General features: G+C 35.8%; 19 protein-coding genes. All 19 read right to left on the bottom strand.

The window, feature by feature from the left end; genetic code table 11:
• Positions 1-3 precede the first annotated feature (3 nt).
• Complete coding sequence (locus tag ACGHIN_RS01960) at positions 4-1002, bottom strand: acyltransferase family protein (RefSeq protein ID WP_390450335.1); 999 nt, start codon at positions 1000-1002, stop codon at positions 4-6.
• Between the two features lie 116 nt (positions 1003-1118).
• The gene (locus tag ACGHIN_RS01965) at positions 1119-2069 is read right to left on the bottom strand and encodes a glycosyltransferase family 2 protein (RefSeq protein ID WP_390450336.1); all 951 of its coding nucleotides are present in this window, start codon (positions 2067-2069) and stop codon (positions 1119-1121) included.
• 61 nt (positions 2070-2130) lie between these two features.
• Positions 2131-3927, bottom strand: a complete 1797-nt coding sequence (gene asnB, locus ACGHIN_RS01970; RefSeq protein ID WP_390450337.1) for an asparagine synthase (glutamine-hydrolyzing) — start codon at positions 3925-3927, stop codon at positions 2131-2133.
• A 12-nt stretch (positions 3928-3939) separates the two neighbouring features.
• Complete coding sequence (locus ACGHIN_RS01975) at positions 3940-4701, bottom strand: class I SAM-dependent methyltransferase (protein WP_390450338.1); 762 nt, start codon at positions 4699-4701, stop codon at positions 3940-3942.
• Between the two features lie 44 nt (positions 4702-4745).
• Positions 4746-5666, bottom strand: a complete 921-nt coding sequence (locus tag ACGHIN_RS01980; protein WP_390450339.1) for a glycosyltransferase family 2 protein — start codon at positions 5664-5666, stop codon at positions 4746-4748.
• A 3-nt stretch (positions 5667-5669) separates the two neighbouring features.
• A complete protein-coding gene (locus ACGHIN_RS01985) occupies positions 5670-6335 on the bottom strand; it encodes an NAD-dependent epimerase/dehydratase family protein (protein ID WP_390450340.1) in 666 nt (221 codons plus the stop codon).
• A gap of 20 nt (positions 6336-6355) precedes the next feature.
• Complete coding sequence (locus ACGHIN_RS01990; protein ID WP_390450342.1) at positions 6356-7288, bottom strand: glycosyltransferase family 2 protein; 933 nt, start codon at positions 7286-7288, stop codon at positions 6356-6358.
• Positions 7289-7292: 4 nt separating this feature from the next.
• On the bottom strand, positions 7293-8231 hold the full coding sequence (locus ACGHIN_RS01995; RefSeq protein ID WP_390450344.1) for a glycosyltransferase: 939 nt from the start codon (positions 8229-8231) through the stop codon (positions 7293-7295).
• Positions 8228-9052 (bottom strand): glycosyltransferase family 2 protein, encoded by an 825-nt coding sequence (locus ACGHIN_RS02000; protein WP_390450346.1) that lies wholly within the window; start codon positions 9050-9052, stop codon positions 8228-8230. The genes ACGHIN_RS01995 and ACGHIN_RS02000 overlap by 4 nt, the downstream gene beginning before the upstream one ends.
• 2 nt (positions 9053-9054) lie before the next feature.
• Positions 9055-9954, bottom strand: coding sequence for a glycosyltransferase family 2 protein (locus ACGHIN_RS02005; RefSeq protein ID WP_390450348.1), 900 nt, complete (start codon positions 9952-9954; stop codon positions 9055-9057).
• A 10-nt stretch (positions 9955-9964) separates the two neighbouring features.
• Positions 9965-10867, bottom strand: coding sequence for a hypothetical protein (locus tag ACGHIN_RS02010; protein ID WP_390450350.1), 903 nt, complete (start codon positions 10865-10867; stop codon positions 9965-9967).
• A 68-nt stretch (positions 10868-10935) separates the two neighbouring features.
• Complete coding sequence (locus ACGHIN_RS02015; protein WP_390450453.1) at positions 10936-12036, bottom strand: DegT/DnrJ/EryC1/StrS family aminotransferase; 1101 nt, start codon at positions 12034-12036, stop codon at positions 10936-10938.
• Positions 12029-12490, bottom strand: a complete 462-nt coding sequence (locus tag ACGHIN_RS02020) for an acyltransferase (RefSeq protein ID WP_390450351.1) — start codon at positions 12488-12490, stop codon at positions 12029-12031. The genes ACGHIN_RS02015 and ACGHIN_RS02020 overlap by 8 nt, the downstream gene beginning before the upstream one ends.
• The gene (locus tag ACGHIN_RS02025; protein WP_390450353.1) at positions 12487-12888 is read right to left on the bottom strand and encodes a sugar 3,4-ketoisomerase; all 402 of its coding nucleotides are present in this window, start codon (positions 12886-12888) and stop codon (positions 12487-12489) included. The genes ACGHIN_RS02020 and ACGHIN_RS02025 overlap by 4 nt, the downstream gene beginning before the upstream one ends.
• Positions 12889-12964: 76 nt before the next feature.
• A complete protein-coding gene (locus ACGHIN_RS02030; RefSeq protein ID WP_390450355.1) occupies positions 12965-14221 on the bottom strand; it encodes an ABC transporter ATP-binding protein in 1257 nt (418 codons plus the stop codon).
• Positions 14222-14248: 27 nt separating this feature from the next.
• Positions 14249-15097, bottom strand: a complete 849-nt coding sequence (locus ACGHIN_RS02035; protein ID WP_390450357.1) for an ABC transporter permease — start codon at positions 15095-15097, stop codon at positions 14249-14251.
• A 175-nt stretch (positions 15098-15272) separates the two neighbouring features.
• Positions 15273-16136, bottom strand: coding sequence for a glucose-1-phosphate thymidylyltransferase RfbA (gene rfbA, locus ACGHIN_RS02040; protein WP_390450359.1), 864 nt, complete (start codon positions 16134-16136; stop codon positions 15273-15275).
• A 12-nt stretch (positions 16137-16148) separates the two neighbouring features.
• Entirely contained in the window at positions 16149-17228 is a 1080-nt protein-coding gene (rfbB, locus tag ACGHIN_RS02045) for a dTDP-glucose 4,6-dehydratase (RefSeq protein ID WP_390450361.1), read from the bottom strand.
• Positions 17229-17232: 4 nt separating this feature from the next.
• Positions 17233-18546: a UDP-glucose dehydrogenase family protein gene (locus ACGHIN_RS02050; protein WP_390450363.1), complete on the bottom strand. Its 1314-nt coding sequence runs from the start codon at positions 18544-18546 to the stop codon at positions 17233-17235.
• Between the last annotated feature and the right edge of the window lie 85 nt (positions 18547-18631).

Genomic DNA, 18631 nt, shown 5'->3' on the forward strand with positions numbered 1-18631 from the left:
ACATCAAATAGGGTTTAGTTTCGTCCGTAAGAAATCGGTCACTTTTCTTTCCACAAAATAATAAAGAATAGCAGCTACGAGTATAACAACCACAATAAGCAATACAAAGTAAAAGATATTCCCAGAGGTTTCAAATTTTAATTTTTTGAATAAGATCCCTACAAAAGGATGAGAAAGATATAATGAATAAGAGATATCTCCTAAAAAAACTAAAAACCTATTACCATTAAAATGAAAATTATAATCAAAAAGTAAAAATGAAAATACAAATAAAGATACAATTATCAGAATCAAAAATAGATTATTAACATGAATCACATTAAAAAGCATAAGAATAAAAGCTAATATTCCCACACTGGAAATGATGAGAGCAATGTTTTTAGGTATAAGAGGTATTTTATTTAATGCAAGGCCGAATATAATTCCTACCACAAAATATAAGTTTAAATTACTCGTTACCATTTGTAAGTAAGCATTTTCAGGCTTAAACACTAATCCGAGACAATAGGTTGCCATAAAAAATGTGATAACCAAAAAATACCTCTTGTTCTTAAAGAATATAAAAAGGCCAAATACCAGGTAGAAAAACATTTCATAATTCAGGGACCATCCCAGGTAAACTACCGGGAAAACACCTTTCTCTGGCAGAAATAATAAAGAATGTATGAGTCTTGAAAGACCTTCCTCTTTGAAATAATACATCACACTTCCCCCAAGAACAATCCAGGCGAAAGTAAGCAGGTAATAAAGCGGAACAATTCTGATGATCCGTTTTTTAAAGAAAGAGATGATATCTTTGCACGGGTCTTCCGTCATTTTCTGGGAGGTAAAATACATGATAAAACCACTAATGACAAAAAAAACAGGAACTCCTATACTGCCTCTTTCGAATAAAATATCACCTAATTTCAAATCAGGGAAGTTAAGGTATTCCCTAAAGTGAAAGCAACATACCAGCAATGCTGAAATTCCCCTTAATATTTGTAAGTTATTAAGCTTCATGGATATTGATGGTGCTATTGAATTGGGATGTGTTTTTTCTCATTGTTTTATGTTTTTTATATCTTTCGGATCAATATCGGCCTTAGGATTTTCGTTAGAATTTTTTTGATTAATTTTTACGAACTGTGTTTATTTAGAGCGTGGAAACGATATCTTGTTTTTAAAAACTCAGGATATAACAGGCTTATTTTTAAAAAGGAAAGCCATTTTTTCGGGATATCCTGGTTGGCTATTTTAAAGCTGAGATAAGTCAGTTTTATTTTTTTTGAATATAATGAATCAAGGGGTAAAGATTTGCTCCATTGATATAACGATTCATGTAAGAGAAGATTATTCTTATAAAATTTGGCTGAATAAGGCTTAATCTTAGTAATTCTATTGTTATCATGTACACCTCTTACTGCGATAGCTTGATCAATGATTCCCGATTTCAGATGGCAATGATAAGCCAGCTTAATGATGAAATCCGAGTCCTGATGTACACGAAGACTTTCGTTGAAACGTAAGCTGTTTTTAATAATGGATTCCTTTTTGACGGTTAAAGTATTCAAATGAAAGAATGTGCCGAACGTCTTAGGTGTTAAACCCAATAATCCTTTGAAAACCTCTTCCCCTTCTGCCGGGTAATTGACAGTTGTAAGTGTTGAGTTGTTGAATTTGGTCAGATATTCTTTTTTCCCTCTTTCTGAAAGATATTCTACTCCGATAGCTCCAAATGTCCCTTCTATCTTAGGATTATTAAAAATGGTTCTTTCCCCGTCGAAACGGTTGGGAAGATAGTGATCATCAGAATCAAGAAACGCTATGAATTCACACTGCGCTTTTTCCAATCCTAAATTTCTTGTGGCACCGGCTCCATGATTTTCTTTATCGGGATGCTGGTAAAGTTTAATTCTTGAATTTTCAGAAACCAGTTTGCGACAGATTTCCAAAGAATTATCCGTGGATTTATCTTCAACTAAAACCACTTCCTTCACTTCTTCAAACTGTAAAGCAGAATGCACTGCTTTTTCCAGAAATTCAGAAGCATTATAAACAGGAATAATAACAGATAGGGTTAAATTCATAAAGTAATTCTAAATTTTTGTATGGCTTTCTGCTTTCATTCATTTACTTTTCGTTCTATCGTTATAAATATTTGCTGTTATTTTCAGCCCAAAGAGCCAGCTGTAATATATTCCAGTGTTTCTGGCCCTTATCCAGGAATTTTTGCGAAGCATTAAAATCAATGAAATCAAAAACTTTATGATGCGGATTTTTCAATAGATCATCGGAAAGACGGATCAGGCTCTCTTCTTCAAACCAATTTGAAACACTCATTCCAAAACCTTGTTTATGCCGGTTCCTGATGGTTTCCGTCCAATAAGAGCCCATCGCTTCACGAAGAATGATCTTGTCATTTTCGTTATTGAGCTTTAATTGTTCAGGCAACTGAATGCAAAATTCTGCAAAATCGATATCTAAAAACGGAGTTCGTACTTCCAAAGAGTTGGCCATTGCCATTCTGTCTGACTTCACCATCATATTACCCGGCACGAATTTCTCTAGATCCACCCTCATAATATCATTCAGGGAATCCGGATCAGGAGTGAAGCTATAGGGTTGCTGGTATTGTGCTGTTATTCCCAATAGCTTTTTATCTTCCTCTGTAAAGAAATTCCTTACAGAATTTTGATGAAAATCCAGGATATCGGGGTGTTCTATATTCTTTTGGGTAATATAAGAAGTCTGCCTGATATTCTGATAAAGTCTTAAGCCAAACTTAGCAACGGCATTTTTATAACTGAAATGGTTTCTTAATTGGTTTTCAGTGTTATAAAAACTGTATCCACCGAATAATTCATCACCCACATCACCAGAAAGTACTACAGTTAGACTTTTTCTGGCATTTTTACAAATTTCATAATGAGGGATACATGATCGGTCTGCAAACGGCTCGTCTAAAAATGGCGTGACTTTTAGTAAAGAAGTTACGAGATCTTCTTTTTTTTCATGGATCTCAATATGGTGAGTCTTGTATTTTTCTGCAATTTCTTTGGCATATTTCAATTCGCTGTCCTCATGGTCATATCCAAAGCTGATGGTGGTTTGATGAGGTAGAAACTCATCTACAAGGGCAACAATAGAAGAGGAGTCCAGCCCGCCGCTTAAAAAGCTTCCTACTTCCACATCCGCAATCAGCTGTTTTTTTACTGCATTTTTAAGCAGATAGGTGAATTCTTCTTTTGCATCGGATAAACTGATGTTTCTGTCTCTGACAGGAAGACTGTAATATCTTGAAACCTCCGGTTTACCGTTTCTTAAGATGAGCTGGTGAGCAGGGGGTAAAGTGAAAATATTGCTGTAAATACTTTGATAAGTGCTTACATACCCATATTGCAGGTAGTGGGAGAGGGCTTCCTGACTTACCTTCGGCTGAATTAAGCCTGAAGCCAGAATCGCTTTGATTTCCGACGCAAAAATAAATTCATTATTAGGGCCGAGAGCATAGTAGAACGGCTTTTCCCCAAACCGGTCTCTTGCGCAAAACAATTGCTTTTTTTCTTCATCCCAAATGGCAAAAGCAAACATTCCCGGAAGCTCATGAATCAGTTTTTCCTGTTTTCTCTGATACATGGCAAGAATCACTTCCGTATCAGAAGTTCCGCGATAAGGGTATTCCGGATATTGGCTTTTAAGGGCTTGGTAGCCATAAATCTCGCCATTCAGAACAATACATTCATTTTTATTACCGGAAAACATAGGCTGTTTTCCATTTTCCGAAAGATCTATAATGGAGAGTCTGCGATGGCCTAAAGCAGCATTTTCATAGAATTCATGATGTGAAGAATCCGGACCACGATGCGCAAGGGCATCGGTCATCTTCCGTATTTCCTCCTGATAATTTTCTGCATTATTGGTAATAATACCAGCTATTCCGCACATAATACTGACTTTTTAATGATGATTACCCGGCTTTTCACAGAAGAAAAGGTCTTCTTCGGGATTCACTCCGAAATTTTTATATTTTTCTGAAATATTAATTCTGTGTACGATAAAGCCTACACTTTCTAAACGGCTGACATAATCCTGTCCGTAAATTCTCACATGATCAAATTGTCCAAAAAGCTCTTCTCTTTTTTTACGGTCAGAGATCGTGAAATCTTCATGCGTAACCTGATTGTTGGCGGAAATAGGAACCTGAAGGATTGCTTTACCGCTCGGTTTCAAAACCCTGAATATTTCTCCCATCGCTTTGGTGTCTTCCGGAATATGTTCTAATACGTGATTGCATATCAACAGATCAAAATGATTGTCTTCATAAGGAAGGTTTAGAACATTCATATTTTGAACGTAGTCCGGATATTCATAACCTTTGGTAAAAAGATCTCCACAGATATATTCTTTGAAGTTCTTTTTTAACAGAACCTGTGATAATTTAGGCTCGGGAGCAATATGTAGGATGCTGCTTTCTTTAGGCAGTTGTAATTCTTCCACAATAAAAGCATATAAAAGTCTTTCCCGGTCTCTTGAGTGGCATTGATAGCATCCTGCAGCTCTTCTTCCGCCACCGATCACATGTTTTTCCCTTAATACGGGCAGATCATGACCTACAACTTCAAGATCTTTGGAATTATAGTCACAGAAAGGACAGTGATAAGCAGTTCCTGAATGGGAGTATAGTTTAATTTTATTTCTAAGTCTGTTTATAATAGACATTCTATTTGTGTTTTAAGTTATTTTATAAAAATACGGGAATAAATTTATACTTTCAAAAAGGTGGGACCGGTTTGCTTTACCTGATTTTGAATTTCGAGTAGTTTTTTCTCCTCTCCGGTGATCTTTTTGTATTTTTTCGACAGCCTTTTGGAGTTTTCAAAATTTCCGGTCAATGTATTTTTGAGGATACTTTGCCTGAGCGCTTTTTTCTCGTTCTGAAAAGCATTCGGAAGATTAGGATTTAAAATATTGGTTTCCACACTTAGGTCTTCATATTTGTTATAATCTACCTTGTTCAAGAATTGTTTGCCGTCATGAACAACCCTGCTGCCCGGAACCAAAATTATTTTCTTTCGATGAAAGTGTACGCGGTTAGCATACTCAACATCTTCTCCGTAATGGAAGAAGTAAGGATTAAAGCCTCCTACCATTTCTATGGTATGTTTTGGGATGAGCCAATGGGCTGCGTTAATGAATTGTACTTCATAAAATGGCTTTAGATCCTGAAAATACAAATCTGAAATCAATCTCGTTTTTTCAAAATTGATGGCAATGTATTTATCAAGGAAAATATCGAGCTGCTTCTCCGTTCCGTTGATGTGCATCGGGCTTAGTATCCCAATTTCTTCCTGAACCGGATATTTTTCATACACGTTCAGTAGGGTTTCTATACTATCCGGATAAAGCCAGGCATCCTGGTTCATCAGATAAAAAAAATCGGAATTGTTTTTATAAGCTTTTTCAATACCGATATTATTGGCTTTGCCGAAGCCTAAATTCTCTTCGGACTGAATGAAATCTACTTCGGGAAAATGAGTTTTTATATAGTCTTGTGTGCCGTCTGTGGAACCATTATCAATCACAATGCCATGTATCTGAACGGTAGACTGTCTCAAGCTGTTAAAACATCTTTCTGCCCATTTCATAGCGTTGTAAGTAACGATAATACAAGAAATTTTCGGCATAGGTTATATATATTTTTGGGCTAAATTATGAAGATAATCATTTGGACTTATCCCTGAAAAGAATTGAGCAATGGTATCATCAAAAGCTACCTTATAGAAATCCCCTTCATTAATTTCATTGTAATGAGCCTGCCTATTAATCTTCTTCTGGATTGCTCCAACGATTTCTTTCAGATCATAATAGTACGGATATGCCAGATTAATAGTTTCATTGGTCAAATGGGTACAATTTGAATCAATGAACCTGGAAATATCATCAATATCCAATAAGAGCCTTCTGGCTTTCTGATGGATTACAAATTGGTTGTCATTGGATATCTGAGTTTTAAGAAAGTTAAACAGGGTATTCGGATTTCCTCCGTTGCCAACAATATTTCCGATTCTCAGTATCAAATATTCCGTACAATTGTTTTTGATATAATTCTCAATGTTCAGTTTATGCAAAACGTAATGGCTGTTTTGTTTAGACTGGTCATGGATACTCAGTGTTGAGAAATACACGAGTTTTCCGTCATTATTTTCAAGGGTATTTCTTAAAAGAGAAAATTCCCTTTCAAATTCTGAACTTCTGGTTTCAAGTGAATTAGAAACTCCGGAAGCGAAAAACAACATGTTTTCCGAATCAATATTTTTTAATGAATTGGCAATAAGCCCATTTCCTATAATCATATTAAAGTCTTGTTTATATTTTAGACAAAACTATGCTTTTGTTTTTTAATTTCATATTTCTGTTTGATGGTATATTGAGTCCATTTCAATACAGAATATAATTTTAGCGGATTTACTGAAAATTTAGACAAAACGTTATAGAAAAAATATCCCGTGCCTGCCTTGAAAAAGTTTAATCTGGAGATAACGGTAGGGTAAGACATCAATGTATAGTAAAAATACATTTTAAGATTAGCTGTTTTATATTGTTGGCCATACTTTTTAATAAAAGGGATAATGGAAAAATCCTTTTTCATGACATCGTAGCTTACATTTTTGGAAATGCTTGCGCTGAATTGTCGGTATGCGCTGGTTTGATCGGGAAGTACTTTTATCTTACCATAACAACCGGCTAAAAGATAAAGGCATCGGTCTGCAGATATAATATCTGTTGGGAAATCATCTTTTAAGATGTCTTTTCTAAAGAAAAAGGATGAAGTCTGGCATATTTTCGTATCCGTAAGATCATTTTGGGTCAGCTCCCTTCCCAGGTGGTTGGAAAAACCATGGCTGGGGGTCGGGGTATCTTCATAAATAACTCTGGAGTCCGATCCTACTGCTGAAAAATCAGGATGTGATTCCAAAAAGTCAAATTGTTTTTGGAGTTTTAAAGGATCTATCCAAAAATCATCTCCGTCCAGAATTGCAATATATTTTCCGCTAGCCTTTGAGAAAGAGAATAATGTATTTTTTACATATCCTAAATTGGGAACATTTTTGAAATATTTGATGCGGTCACCTTTAGGATGGGCAGCCATCATTTGCCGGATAATAGCTTCCGTATTATCCGGTGAATTATCATTACAAATGATAATCTCATAACGGCCGCTGAATTCCTGAGCAAAAATACTGTTCAGGCATTCTTCAATATACTTTTCGTGCTTGTATGTTGTGATACAGATGCTTACTTCCATACTTTTAAATCTTAAATAGATCTGCCGGCTGCAAATCAAGATACTTGTGACGGATACATTTTGCAATATAAATCTTTTTCTCCGCAAAGCTCATTTTGTTCAGATAAATGTTCCGGTGGGAAATGAACTTTGAATATAAATCCGTTCTCTTTATATTTTCGTTCGGGAAGAGCTCTTCAGCTCTTTTCAAAGCAATTAAATAGCTGTAAACATGGTTTTTAAAATATTGTCTGCTTTCTGAAGCTTCTGTTTGTTCACTCGTATCCTCTGATTTATATCTTAAACCGTACACCTGATTAGAATGAAGCCTGTACGATGATAATGATTGAGGAATAAAGCCCAATGTATTTTTCATGCTCAGTTTCTGAACAATGAAATAATCATGGGCCACCTGAAAGTCTTTTAATTCATACTTTTTCAGTGCTTCTTTTCTTATGGCTAAACAACAGCCTAAAATAAAGCTGCCTTTAACAACCAAAGCTGTAAAAAGCTCTCCCTCCCTGATTTCCTTTTTAATGGTTTCATGTGAAATGTTCTTCCAGTTCAGGTAAGAAGGCAGAGTTGTTTCTTCGTCCATGAGTTTTAAATCATGAAAAACACCATCAAATCCGGCATTGTTTTCAAAGAAATGAACAGTTTTCGATACTTTATCTTGTTCCCAGATATCATCCTGATCACTAATAATAATCACTTCATGGGAACAAAGATAGATTGCCTTTTCGAAATTCTTTACGAACCCTAAATTGTTTTCATTGACAAAAATTTTAAAAATTTCCGGAAATTTGGACTGATACGCATTGAGAATTTCAATCGTTGTATCAGTTGACCTGTCATCACAAATAATAATCTCATCCGGCAATACAGTCTGATTCATAATTGAATCTAACTGGTCGGATAGATATTGCTCTCCATTATAGGTACATAAAGCTACAGATACTTTCATCGTTTCAGGAAATTAAAAATTTTGTTTACTAAAAGATATCTTTTGCTGTTTAAAATCTTTTTTAAGTGATTATTTTCGGCGGTGAGTTTTTGATTGTTTTCAAACAAGGTTTCAAATGTCCCCAGTTCTTTTGTGAAAAACTCAATATGCTTTTTATAAATGATATTATGAGTTAGTTTTTTCTTATCACCATTGTCTGATGACATTTCCTTGATCATAGAATTTTTTTTGACTCTGTAATAGAAGCAGATTTGATTAATTTTGTGGACTTTACCGCCATTCTTAATCAGGGATATCCAGAAATCCCAGTCTTCCCAGCCGTAAATTAAGCGGGTATCATAGCCATTCACTTTTTCCCAGTCTTTTTTTCTGAAAAACGCGGTACAGAAAATAACGTTTTTTACAGCAAGTACCTGTCTGCTATATTCCGGAAGTATCCATTTTTCATTTTCTGCATCAAATTTTTGAGCTTCACAATAAATAATAGTATATCCCTTATTAAATTCTTTTTCAGCCAGCTCTACATATTGAGCGCCAATTTTATCATCTGCATCCAAAGGTAATATCCACTCTCCTTTGGCAATTTCTATTCCTGCATTTCTTGCTGAAGATAATCCTCCGTTTTCCTTATAAAGGTATTGGAAGCGGGAGTCTTTTTCCATCCATTTTCGGACAACTTCTTCAGTATTGTCCGGAGAGCCGTCACTTACAACAATGCATTCCCAATCCTGATGGGTTTGCTCAAGAACAGATTGCAGGCATTCATCAAGATAAACAGCCTGTTTATAGCAAGGGACAATAATTGAAATCTTCGGCTTCATTTCTAAATGATTTTGTTTAAAAATGTATAGATGAAAACCGGAATTTTGTTTTGTAACGCAAAATTAAGTCTTTTCATATTGTATGGATATTGCTTATAAGCATCAATATATTCTGATGGAAGCTCACTTTTGTTTAAATAAAACTTCTGGGTCAGACTGTTAATCTTATTTTTTACTTCACCTTCTTTGTCAAAAAGCATTTGAAGAATGAGGTTTTCAATCTCAATTCTTTGTTTTCTTGCAGAGGAAAGGTTGGAATCGTGGATTCTGTAATAAGCTAGTTTTTCAGGGATATAGGCAATATAATAGGACGCACTGATCTTTAGCCATCTGTAATAATCTTCGATTAGAAAATCAGATTTATATTCACCGGTTTTTAAAAGAGCTTCTTTCCTCATCAAAACGGTTAAAGCTGCAATTCTATTACTTTTTATCAATTCTTTTCTGAAAACATCTTTGTCAATATTCCCTAAAGCATCATAGTCTGCAATATCTTCAATAATGTCTGAATGATCGTTAATGGCATAGGTGTCGGTGTATACCATTCCATATTCGTCGCCCAGCTCCTCTAATCGGGAAACACATTTTTCTATAGCTTCCGGATGTAAAAAGTCGTCAGCGGCAATTACTTTTACATATTTTCCTTTTACAAGCCCGACACATTCATTTAACATTGTAGCAAGGCCTGTATTTTTTTGATGGAAATTTGTGGACGCAGGGTAATTATTGCCCTGAAGCCAGTTTTCAAAAGCTTGTACAGAACCATCTTTTGAAGCATCATCAGCAACAATCAGTTGAATGTTGGAATAGGTTTGTGCTTTGATGCTGTCCAAACATTCCTTAATATATTTTTCCTGATTATAGCTGCTGACTATTATACTGACTAGATCTTTTGTTTCCAAAATATAATGATTATTCTAATTGTTCTTTTGCACCTTCAATTCCCAATAAGCTTTGTACTTTTTCTCCCTGTTCATCCAAGGAATAAATAAGTTCTTTCCGATCTCCCTTGACAAGGTAAATTTCTGAAGGAACTATATTGGCATTATCGATATTTTCCGGGATTACCAATTCCAAAGTATATCCTTCAAGGAATTTTTCATTCAAAAAATCCGGTTTTATGTGAATAGTGGGATTTAATGAGTCCACTGAAACCCGGTTAAGCTTTGTGGCAACCAACTTCGATTGTATTGGGCTCATTCCAATACGGAAAAGTTTATTTTGCCTAATATACTGAAATCCATTCTCTTCAAGAGTTACGGGATTATGGAAAACCATTTTTTCTAAATGTTTTAGGAGTCCTTTGGAGTGATAAATCGTTCCGTCTACAGAAAAAGGGTATGACCAGTGATGTATGGTAGTATCTGTATAATAATCCCATTGATAGTAGCCGTTTTTTTTCTCAAGATAAGCGGGTTGTCCTTCCAGGTTTTCTCCTACATATAATCTATAGGATGCATTTTCGGGATTATTTCTGATGGTATTGAAGACTTCTTCGGGAATTACCACGTCGTCAAAGAAAACACCATCATCAGTATTGAACATCAAAAATTCACAGTTGCTGTTACGGATGACTTTTTGAAGCAGTCCTTTAAAATTATCTCCATTTTTATTGAACAAGTTTTTTTCTTTAAAAAATTTCCAGTTCTTTTTAGAATGGATTGCCTTAATATAGGATATGTCAAAAAGAACATTTTTTCTTTCAACAAAAGCGATATCGGGATATTTTTTCTTCAGGAGATCATATCCTTTTTGATGTTCACCACTTGTATGATAAATGATTACAACCTTTGAGTCTATTTTGAAACATTTCATAATAGACTGTAATAAGTAATCTAGCTGAACGGCCCGGTTATAAGAAAATATGATATTGAGAAGCATCGTTAGAAAGAATTTATAATTTGTATAACCTTTGAAACTTCCTCAATTGTCATTACAGGAGAGATAGGCAAACTCATAACTTCTTTATGGATTTTTTCTGTAATAGGTAACTGAAGATCTTTTAAATCAGCATATGCTTCCTGATGATGAGGTGGGATCGGATAATGAATCAGCGTTTGAATGCCATTTTCTTCCAAATGTTTTTGAAGATCATCTCTGTATACTGTCCTGATTACAAAAAGATGATAGACGTGGCTATTTTCCTCTATTTTGTGACGGGGAAGTATAATTTTAGGATTAACAATTTCATTTAAATAACGTTGAGCAATTTCTTTTCGTCTTAGATTCTCGGCATCCAGGTATTTCAGCTTTACAGACAGCACGGCTGCCTGAATCTCATCCAATCTGGAATTATAGCCCTGATATTTATTAACATATTTTTTTTGTGAACCATAATTCGCCAGCGTTCTTATACAATCTGCCAATCCCTGATCTTTACAGGTAACTGCACCGGCATCCCCTAAAGCTCCAAGGTTTTTCCCCGGATAAAAGCTAAATCCTGCAGCATCTCCCAGGCTTCCTGATTTTTTATGATTCCATACAGCACCAATTGCCTGCGCATTATCTTCTATTATTTTTAAATCATATTGTTCAGCAAGCTGATTTATTTCTTCTGAAAATACAATATTTCCGTATAAATGAACTAACAGAACAGCTTTGGTTTTTGGCGTTATCTTTTCTTCAATTTTAGTGATGTCAATATTGTAGGTGTCAATATCCGGTTCAACTAATACAGGAACCAGTTTATTATCAGTAATGGCAAGAATAGAAGCAATATAGGTGTTGGCTGGAACTAGAATTTCATCACCTTCTTCCATCATTCCCAGTTCTATATAAGCTCTGAAAATTAACCTTAATGCATCCAAACCATTGGCTACGCCAATAGCATGAGGGACATCGCAATATCGGGAGAGCTCTGCCTCAAAAGTTTTGATTTTTTCACCCAACAAGTACCATCCGGAACGGAAGGTCTCCAATAAGACGGATTCAATTTCCTGTTGGTGCGTTAGATTTATTTTTTGTAAGTCAAGGAATTTAATCATCATTGTTTTTCTTTAAAAATTTTGCCGGATTCCCAATCCATATTTCATTGTCGGGAATATTTTTGGTGACCACACTACCTGCTCCTATCAGTGCATTTTCACCTATGATAATTCCGGCTAATAGGGTAGCGTTTGCACCAATGGAAGCTCCTTTTTTTATCAAGGTTTTTTCCAGTTTGAAATCTTTGTTTTTGGATTTGGGAAATAGATCATTGGTAAAAGTTACATTCGGACCGATGAAAACATTATCTTCAAGGGTTACACCATCCCATATTTGAACACCGGGTTTTATCGTGACATTATCTCCGATATTCACCTGGTTTTCTATGAATACCTGACAATTGATATTGCAATCCCGCCCTATGGTGGCTCCTTTGAGAATCACACAGAATTGCCATACATTTGTTCCTTCTCCTATATTTTGTGATTGTACATCTGCTAAAGGATGAATCATTGGTTGTAATTTATAAATTCATCAAAGTCTCTAAAGTAATCTTTCTCGTCATAAAGCTCTGAAGCCAGGCATAATAATACAGCACTATGGCTAAACTTAATGTCTCTCCAGATCAGTCTGGGAATATATAACCCCTTGGAAGGGGAATCTAAAATGAATGTCTGTTTGTTGCCGTTCAGGTCTAGGGTGTTAAATTCTATAGTTCCGGAAACGGCAAATATAATCTGCTGTAATTGTCGGTGTGCATGTCCTCCTCTGGTTACATCCTGTGGAGTATAGTAAGTCCAATACACTCTTTTTATATCAAAAGGGGTGTCTTTTTGAGCTTCTGCTACTGTGATGTATCCTAAATCCTGGGAACCTATCCTGGAAAAATCTATAATATGAGGAATATCCATTGATGAATATAAATTATTAATAAAAATTTTTTCAATTAAAAGTATAAATTAAATACCAATCAGCCAATTGCGGAGTTTAGACTTTTTCAACTTTATGTGTGATTTGTGGAAACAAGATTCCCGGTGACTTTATAATTTCGCCAAATTGATTCTGCATACCACTAACTTCAAACCCGAAAGTTTCGGTTCTAAATGCGATTTCAGATCTGTTAATACCCCAGAAAAAATCAAAATAATAAGAATCTTCATTGATAGTATAGGGTGGGATTTCAAACGTGATGGTATAATCTCCCTTCTCCGCATCTTTATTCTCACATACCATCAGTCCGGTACTCATCACCGTTAAATCATGGCTGTTCTTAAGAAAAAAAGAAAGATCAATATTTACATGTTCAAGTTTTGACATGAAAGTAACTGTTACCCGTACACCGGATTTAATAGTAATCATATCTCCAACAATAGGTTCTGCCGTAAATGTCTTTACCTGTATTTTATCATTTTCGATCTTCTCAGAACTGTCCGAATAATCATAAGACACTTTAATCTGACTGTTTTTTTGATATTCAATAATAGTTCTGTTAACTTCTCCTTGAGTGATCAATTGCCCTTTTTCTAAAAGGATGCCCGTATTACAAAGCTCTTTAATTGCTGTAATATTATGGCTTACGAATAAGATCGTTCTTCCTTCGCCTTTCGTTACATCACCCATTTTTCCCAGGCATTTCTTCTGGAATTCCGCATCGCCCACTGCTAAAACTTCATCTACGATCAGGATTTCAGATTCTAAATGAGCCGCAACAGCGAAAGCAAGACGTACATACATTCCTGAGGAATATCGTTTTACAGGAGTGTCAATATATCTTTCCACTCCGGAAAAATCAACGATCTCATCAAATTTGCGCTTAATTTCTTTCCGGGTCATTCCTAAGATAGCCCCGTTAAGAAACACATTTTCACGGCCTGTCATTTCAGGATGAAAGCCGGTTCCTACTTCCAATAAAGAAGCAATTCGGCCTTGGGTATATATTTTTCCGGTAGTAGGTTTGGTCACCTTACTCAGAAGTTTTAAAAGCGTGGATTTTCCGGCTCCGTTTCGTCCAATGATACCTACCGCATCCCCTTGTTGGATTTCAAAATTAACATCACGAAGAGACCATACATATTCTGAATCCCCTTTTGTAGTTCTGTCATTAGCTTCACCAATTTTCAGATAGGGATCTTCTTTTCCTCTTATTTTGTGCCAAAACCTGTTCAGGTCATGAGAAAGTGTTCCGGTTCCCACTTCTCCCAAACGGTATTGCTTTGATATATTTTCTGCTTTTAAGGCCAGCATGTTTTTGATTTTTTAGAGTTAATTACTTTATACAGTATCCATAAAAGTTTTCTCAACCTTGTTGAAAATAACAATTCCCACAGCTAAAAGAACCAAAATTATCATTGAACTGATTCCCAGCATTAAAGGAGAGAATTCCCCCACACCCATCCAGGCATATTTGAAACATTCAAAAATACCGGTCAATGGATTGTACATAGCAATTTTTTTAAAAGGATCAGGAAGTGAAGATACCGGATAAATAACCGGAGTGGCATACATATATAAGCTTACCCCAAAGCCTAAAAGCATATTCAGGTCTTTATATTTTGTGGTAAGAGCAGAAAAAATCATTCCTACTCCCAATGCAAAAAGTGCCATCAAAATGATCAGGAATGGAGTGGCCAAAATCCACCAGTTAGGGTGAACTTCACCTTTCGTCAAATAGTAGGCCCATCCAAGAATGAACAATAATAACTGTACGGAAAAACGCATAAGATTGGAAATGACCACAGAAATAGGCGTAACGAGTCTAGGGAAATATACTTTTCCGAAGATATTGGCATTTCCGGCGAAAGTATATGAGGTGCCTGTTAATGAACTTGCAAAATAGTTCCAAAGTGTTACTCCGGCAAGATAAAATAATGGCTGAGGGGCACCATCTGTGGGTAAATTGGCAATTTTCCCGAAAACTATGAGATAAACAATAGTCGTTAAGATAGGATTGATAAAAAACCAAATCGGCCCCAGAACAGTTTGTTTGAAACTTGATACAAAATCTCTTTTTACAAACATATAAATAAGGTCTTTGTATCTCCAGACCTCATTTAATCGTAAATCAAACAAAGAGTGACTTGCCTCAATGGTTTCTGTCCACTTTTGTTGTGGTTCATTCATCAGTGTTATGTTTTATGCAAATTTATAATAATTAATTCGATCATTACTTCTCAATTTATGAATTATTCATCGAAATAAATCGAAAGCAACAACTAATATATTGATATTTGTGATTATGAACAAAAAAACTATTGGCCATAAAGCCAATAGTTTGTGATATTTTAAATATTTATGCTTATTTCTTTACAAGCTGCTTCAGATATTGCCCATATCCGCTTTTTCCATATTTGGCAGCAGTTTCAAGAAGCTTTTCTTCATTAATGAATTTATTTCTGAAAGCAATTTCTTCAATACATCCGATTTTGAATCCTTGTCGTTTTTCAATAACGCTCACAAATTCGGAGGCATCGTGAAGCGAATCGAATGTCCCGGTGTCCAACCAGGCAGTTCCTCTGTCTAAAACACCTACTTCCAGTCTTCCCTTTTGCAGGTAAACATTGTTAACGTCGGTGATCTCCAGTTCACCTCTTGCAGAAGGCTGAATGTTTTTGGCAATCTCCACTACTTCGTTATCATAAAAGTAAAGGCCTGGAACAGCATAATTCGATTTAGGTTGTAAAGGCTTTTCTTCAATGGAGACCGCTTTGAAGTGATCATCAAATTCCACAACGCCATATCTTTCCGGATCTGCCACGTGATAAGCGAATACTACACCACCATCAGGGTTAGTTTTATTTTTCAACAAGGTTCCCATTTCAGAACCGTAGAAAATATTGTCGCCCAACACTAAAGCTGCCGGATCGTTGCCTATGAATTGCTCTCCCAATATAAAAGCCTGTGCTAATCCGTCAGGACTAGGCTGTACTACATATTCGATATTACAACCGATTTGTGAACCATCTCCCAAAAGCTTGATAAAGCCAGCCTGATCATAAGGGGTAGTGATGATTAAAATATCCTTGATCCCTGCCAGAAGCAAGGTGGAAAGAGGGTAATAAATCATGGGCTTATCATAAACCGGCATTAATTGCTTGCTTACAGCAATAGTAAGCGGATAAAGCCTTGTTCCTGAACCTCCGGCTAAAATGATACCTTTCATCTTGTCGTGTTATTAATTATATTGATTTTCGTAATACTTCTGATAATCTCCGCTTGTTACATTCTCAAGCCATTCTTTATTCTCAAGATACCAGTCGATGGTTTTGGAAAGTCCTTCTTCAAAAGTTACAGATGGTTTCCAACCTAAATCTTTATTTAATTTGGAAGCATCGATAGCGTAACGCTTATCGTGTCCCGGTCTGTCTTTTACAAAAGTGATCAGCTTTTCAGAATACCCCTCAGCTTTTCCTAATTTATCATCCATCTGCTTAATAAGCTCCTTAACAAGATCAATATTCTGCCACTCATTGAAGCCTCCAATGTTGTAGGTTTCTCCTGTTTTGGCTTCATTGAAGATCTGGTGGATCGCCCTTGCATGATCAATCACGAATAGCCAGTCTCTCGTATATTTTCCGTCACCGTAAATTGGCAAAGGTCTTTCGTTGATGATATTGGAAATACAAAGGGGGATCAGCTTTTCAGGGAAATGATTCGGGCCGTAATTGTTAGAACAGTTGGATACAATAAATGGCATTCCATAGGTATTTCCATAAGCTCTTACCAAATGGTCAGAAGCCGCTTTGGATGCTGAATATGGAGATTGCGGATCATAAGGAGTTGTTTCCAGGAAGAAACCGGTTTCTCCTAAACTTCCATATACTTCATCTGTAGAAACGTGATAAAATAAATTGGTTCTTTTTTCATCCGGAAACCTGCCGTGGGTATGATCCGGATTTAATGTCCAGAATTCTTTACAAAGATTAAGGAGATTGGCCGTTCCGTGAACATTGGTATTGATGAATGCCATCGGATCCGTGATGCTTCTGTCTACATGGCTTTCAGCTGCTAAATGTATAACCGCATCCGGATTATATTTTTCAAATATTTTTCTTAATTCTTCAGGTTTTGTAATATCTGCTTTTTCGAAAACATAATTAGGCTCATTTTCAATATCTTTTAAGTTTTCCAGATTTCCTGCATAGGTAAGAGCATCGAGATTGATAATGGTTGTATCAGGATTGTTTTTTACAAACTCCCTTACAACATGAGAACCAATAAATCCTGCTCCACCTGTGATAATTATATTTTTCATCTTATTATTTTATGATTGTTTTTCTGCCTATACTTTTATAATAAAATCCATTTTGCTCAGGAATTTCCAGTGGATACATATTCCTTCCGTCAAAAATAACCTTGTTTTTCATTTTTTCGCCCATAAGCTTGAAATTAGGATTCTTAAACTCCGGCCATTCTGTTGCGATAAATAATGCATCAGCATTCTCTAAAGCTTCATACATGCTTTTTGCATATTGGATCTTATCTCCAAGAATTTTCTGAACGTTATTTTCTGCCACTGCATCATAAGCAACAATTTTTGCGCCCTTCTTCAATAAAAGATCTATATTGTCCAGAGAAGAAGCTTCCCGGATATCATCTGTATTAGCTTTAAAAGCTAGCCCCCATAAAGCAATTGTTTTTCCTTCCAGGTTTCCGCCGAAATAATTTTCAATATCAGAAACCAGGATTACTTTCTGTGCAGTATTTACATTTTCCGTCGCTTCTAAAATCTGAAAATTGAAATCCTCTTGTTTTCCTGATTTTATCAAAGCTTTCACGTCTTTAGGGAAGCAGCTTCCCCCATATCCTATTCCCGGGAATAAGAATCTGTGTCCGATCCTGTCATCGCTTCCCATTCCTAATCTCACTTTATCTACATCCGCACCTACTTTTTCGCAATAGTTGGCAATTTCATTCATGAAGGTAATTTTCACAGCCAGAAATGAATTTGCAGCATATTTGGTAAGTTCTGAGGACTTTTCATCCATAAAGATAATCGGAATACCGGTATTGGTGAATGGCTGGTAAATTTTAGCCATAATTTCCTTTGCTTTCTCGGAGCTAGATCCCACAACCACTCTTGCGGGATTCATAGAATCTTCTACCGCAAAACCTTCTCTTAGGAATTCAGGATTTGAAACTACATCAAAAGGAATAGCCGTTTTAGAAGAGATCACTTCTTTTACTTTATCAGCAGTTCCTACGGGAACCGTACTTTTATTAACGATGACCTTATATTCTGTCATCATCTCTCCAATATTATTGGCTACCTGTAACACGTAAGAAAGATCGGCAGATCCGTCTTCTCCCGGAGGAGTGGGAAGAGCCAGGTAAACGACTTCACTTTTATCTAAGGCCTCTTTTAAATCAGTGGTGAAAAATAACCTTTCAGCCTGAATGTTCCTTAAAAACATTTCTTCAAGGTTCGGCTCATAAATGGGAACAATGCCGTTTTTCATCCCTTCTACTTTTTTTTCATCAATATCAACACAGTATACTGAATTGCCAAGTTCTGCGAGAGTGGTGCCCGTAACCAACCCTACATAACCTGTTCCTACAATCGTTATATTCAAAATGTTTTGTTTTTAAAAATTCAAGACAAAAATAGTAAAAATACCATCATTGTGTTTTAATTTTAAGGATAAATACAAACCTGCT

The sequence above is a fragment of the Chryseobacterium barbadense genome (genome assembly GCF_042849955.1).
GTDB lineage: Bacteria > Bacteroidota > Bacteroidia > Flavobacteriales > Weeksellaceae > Chryseobacterium.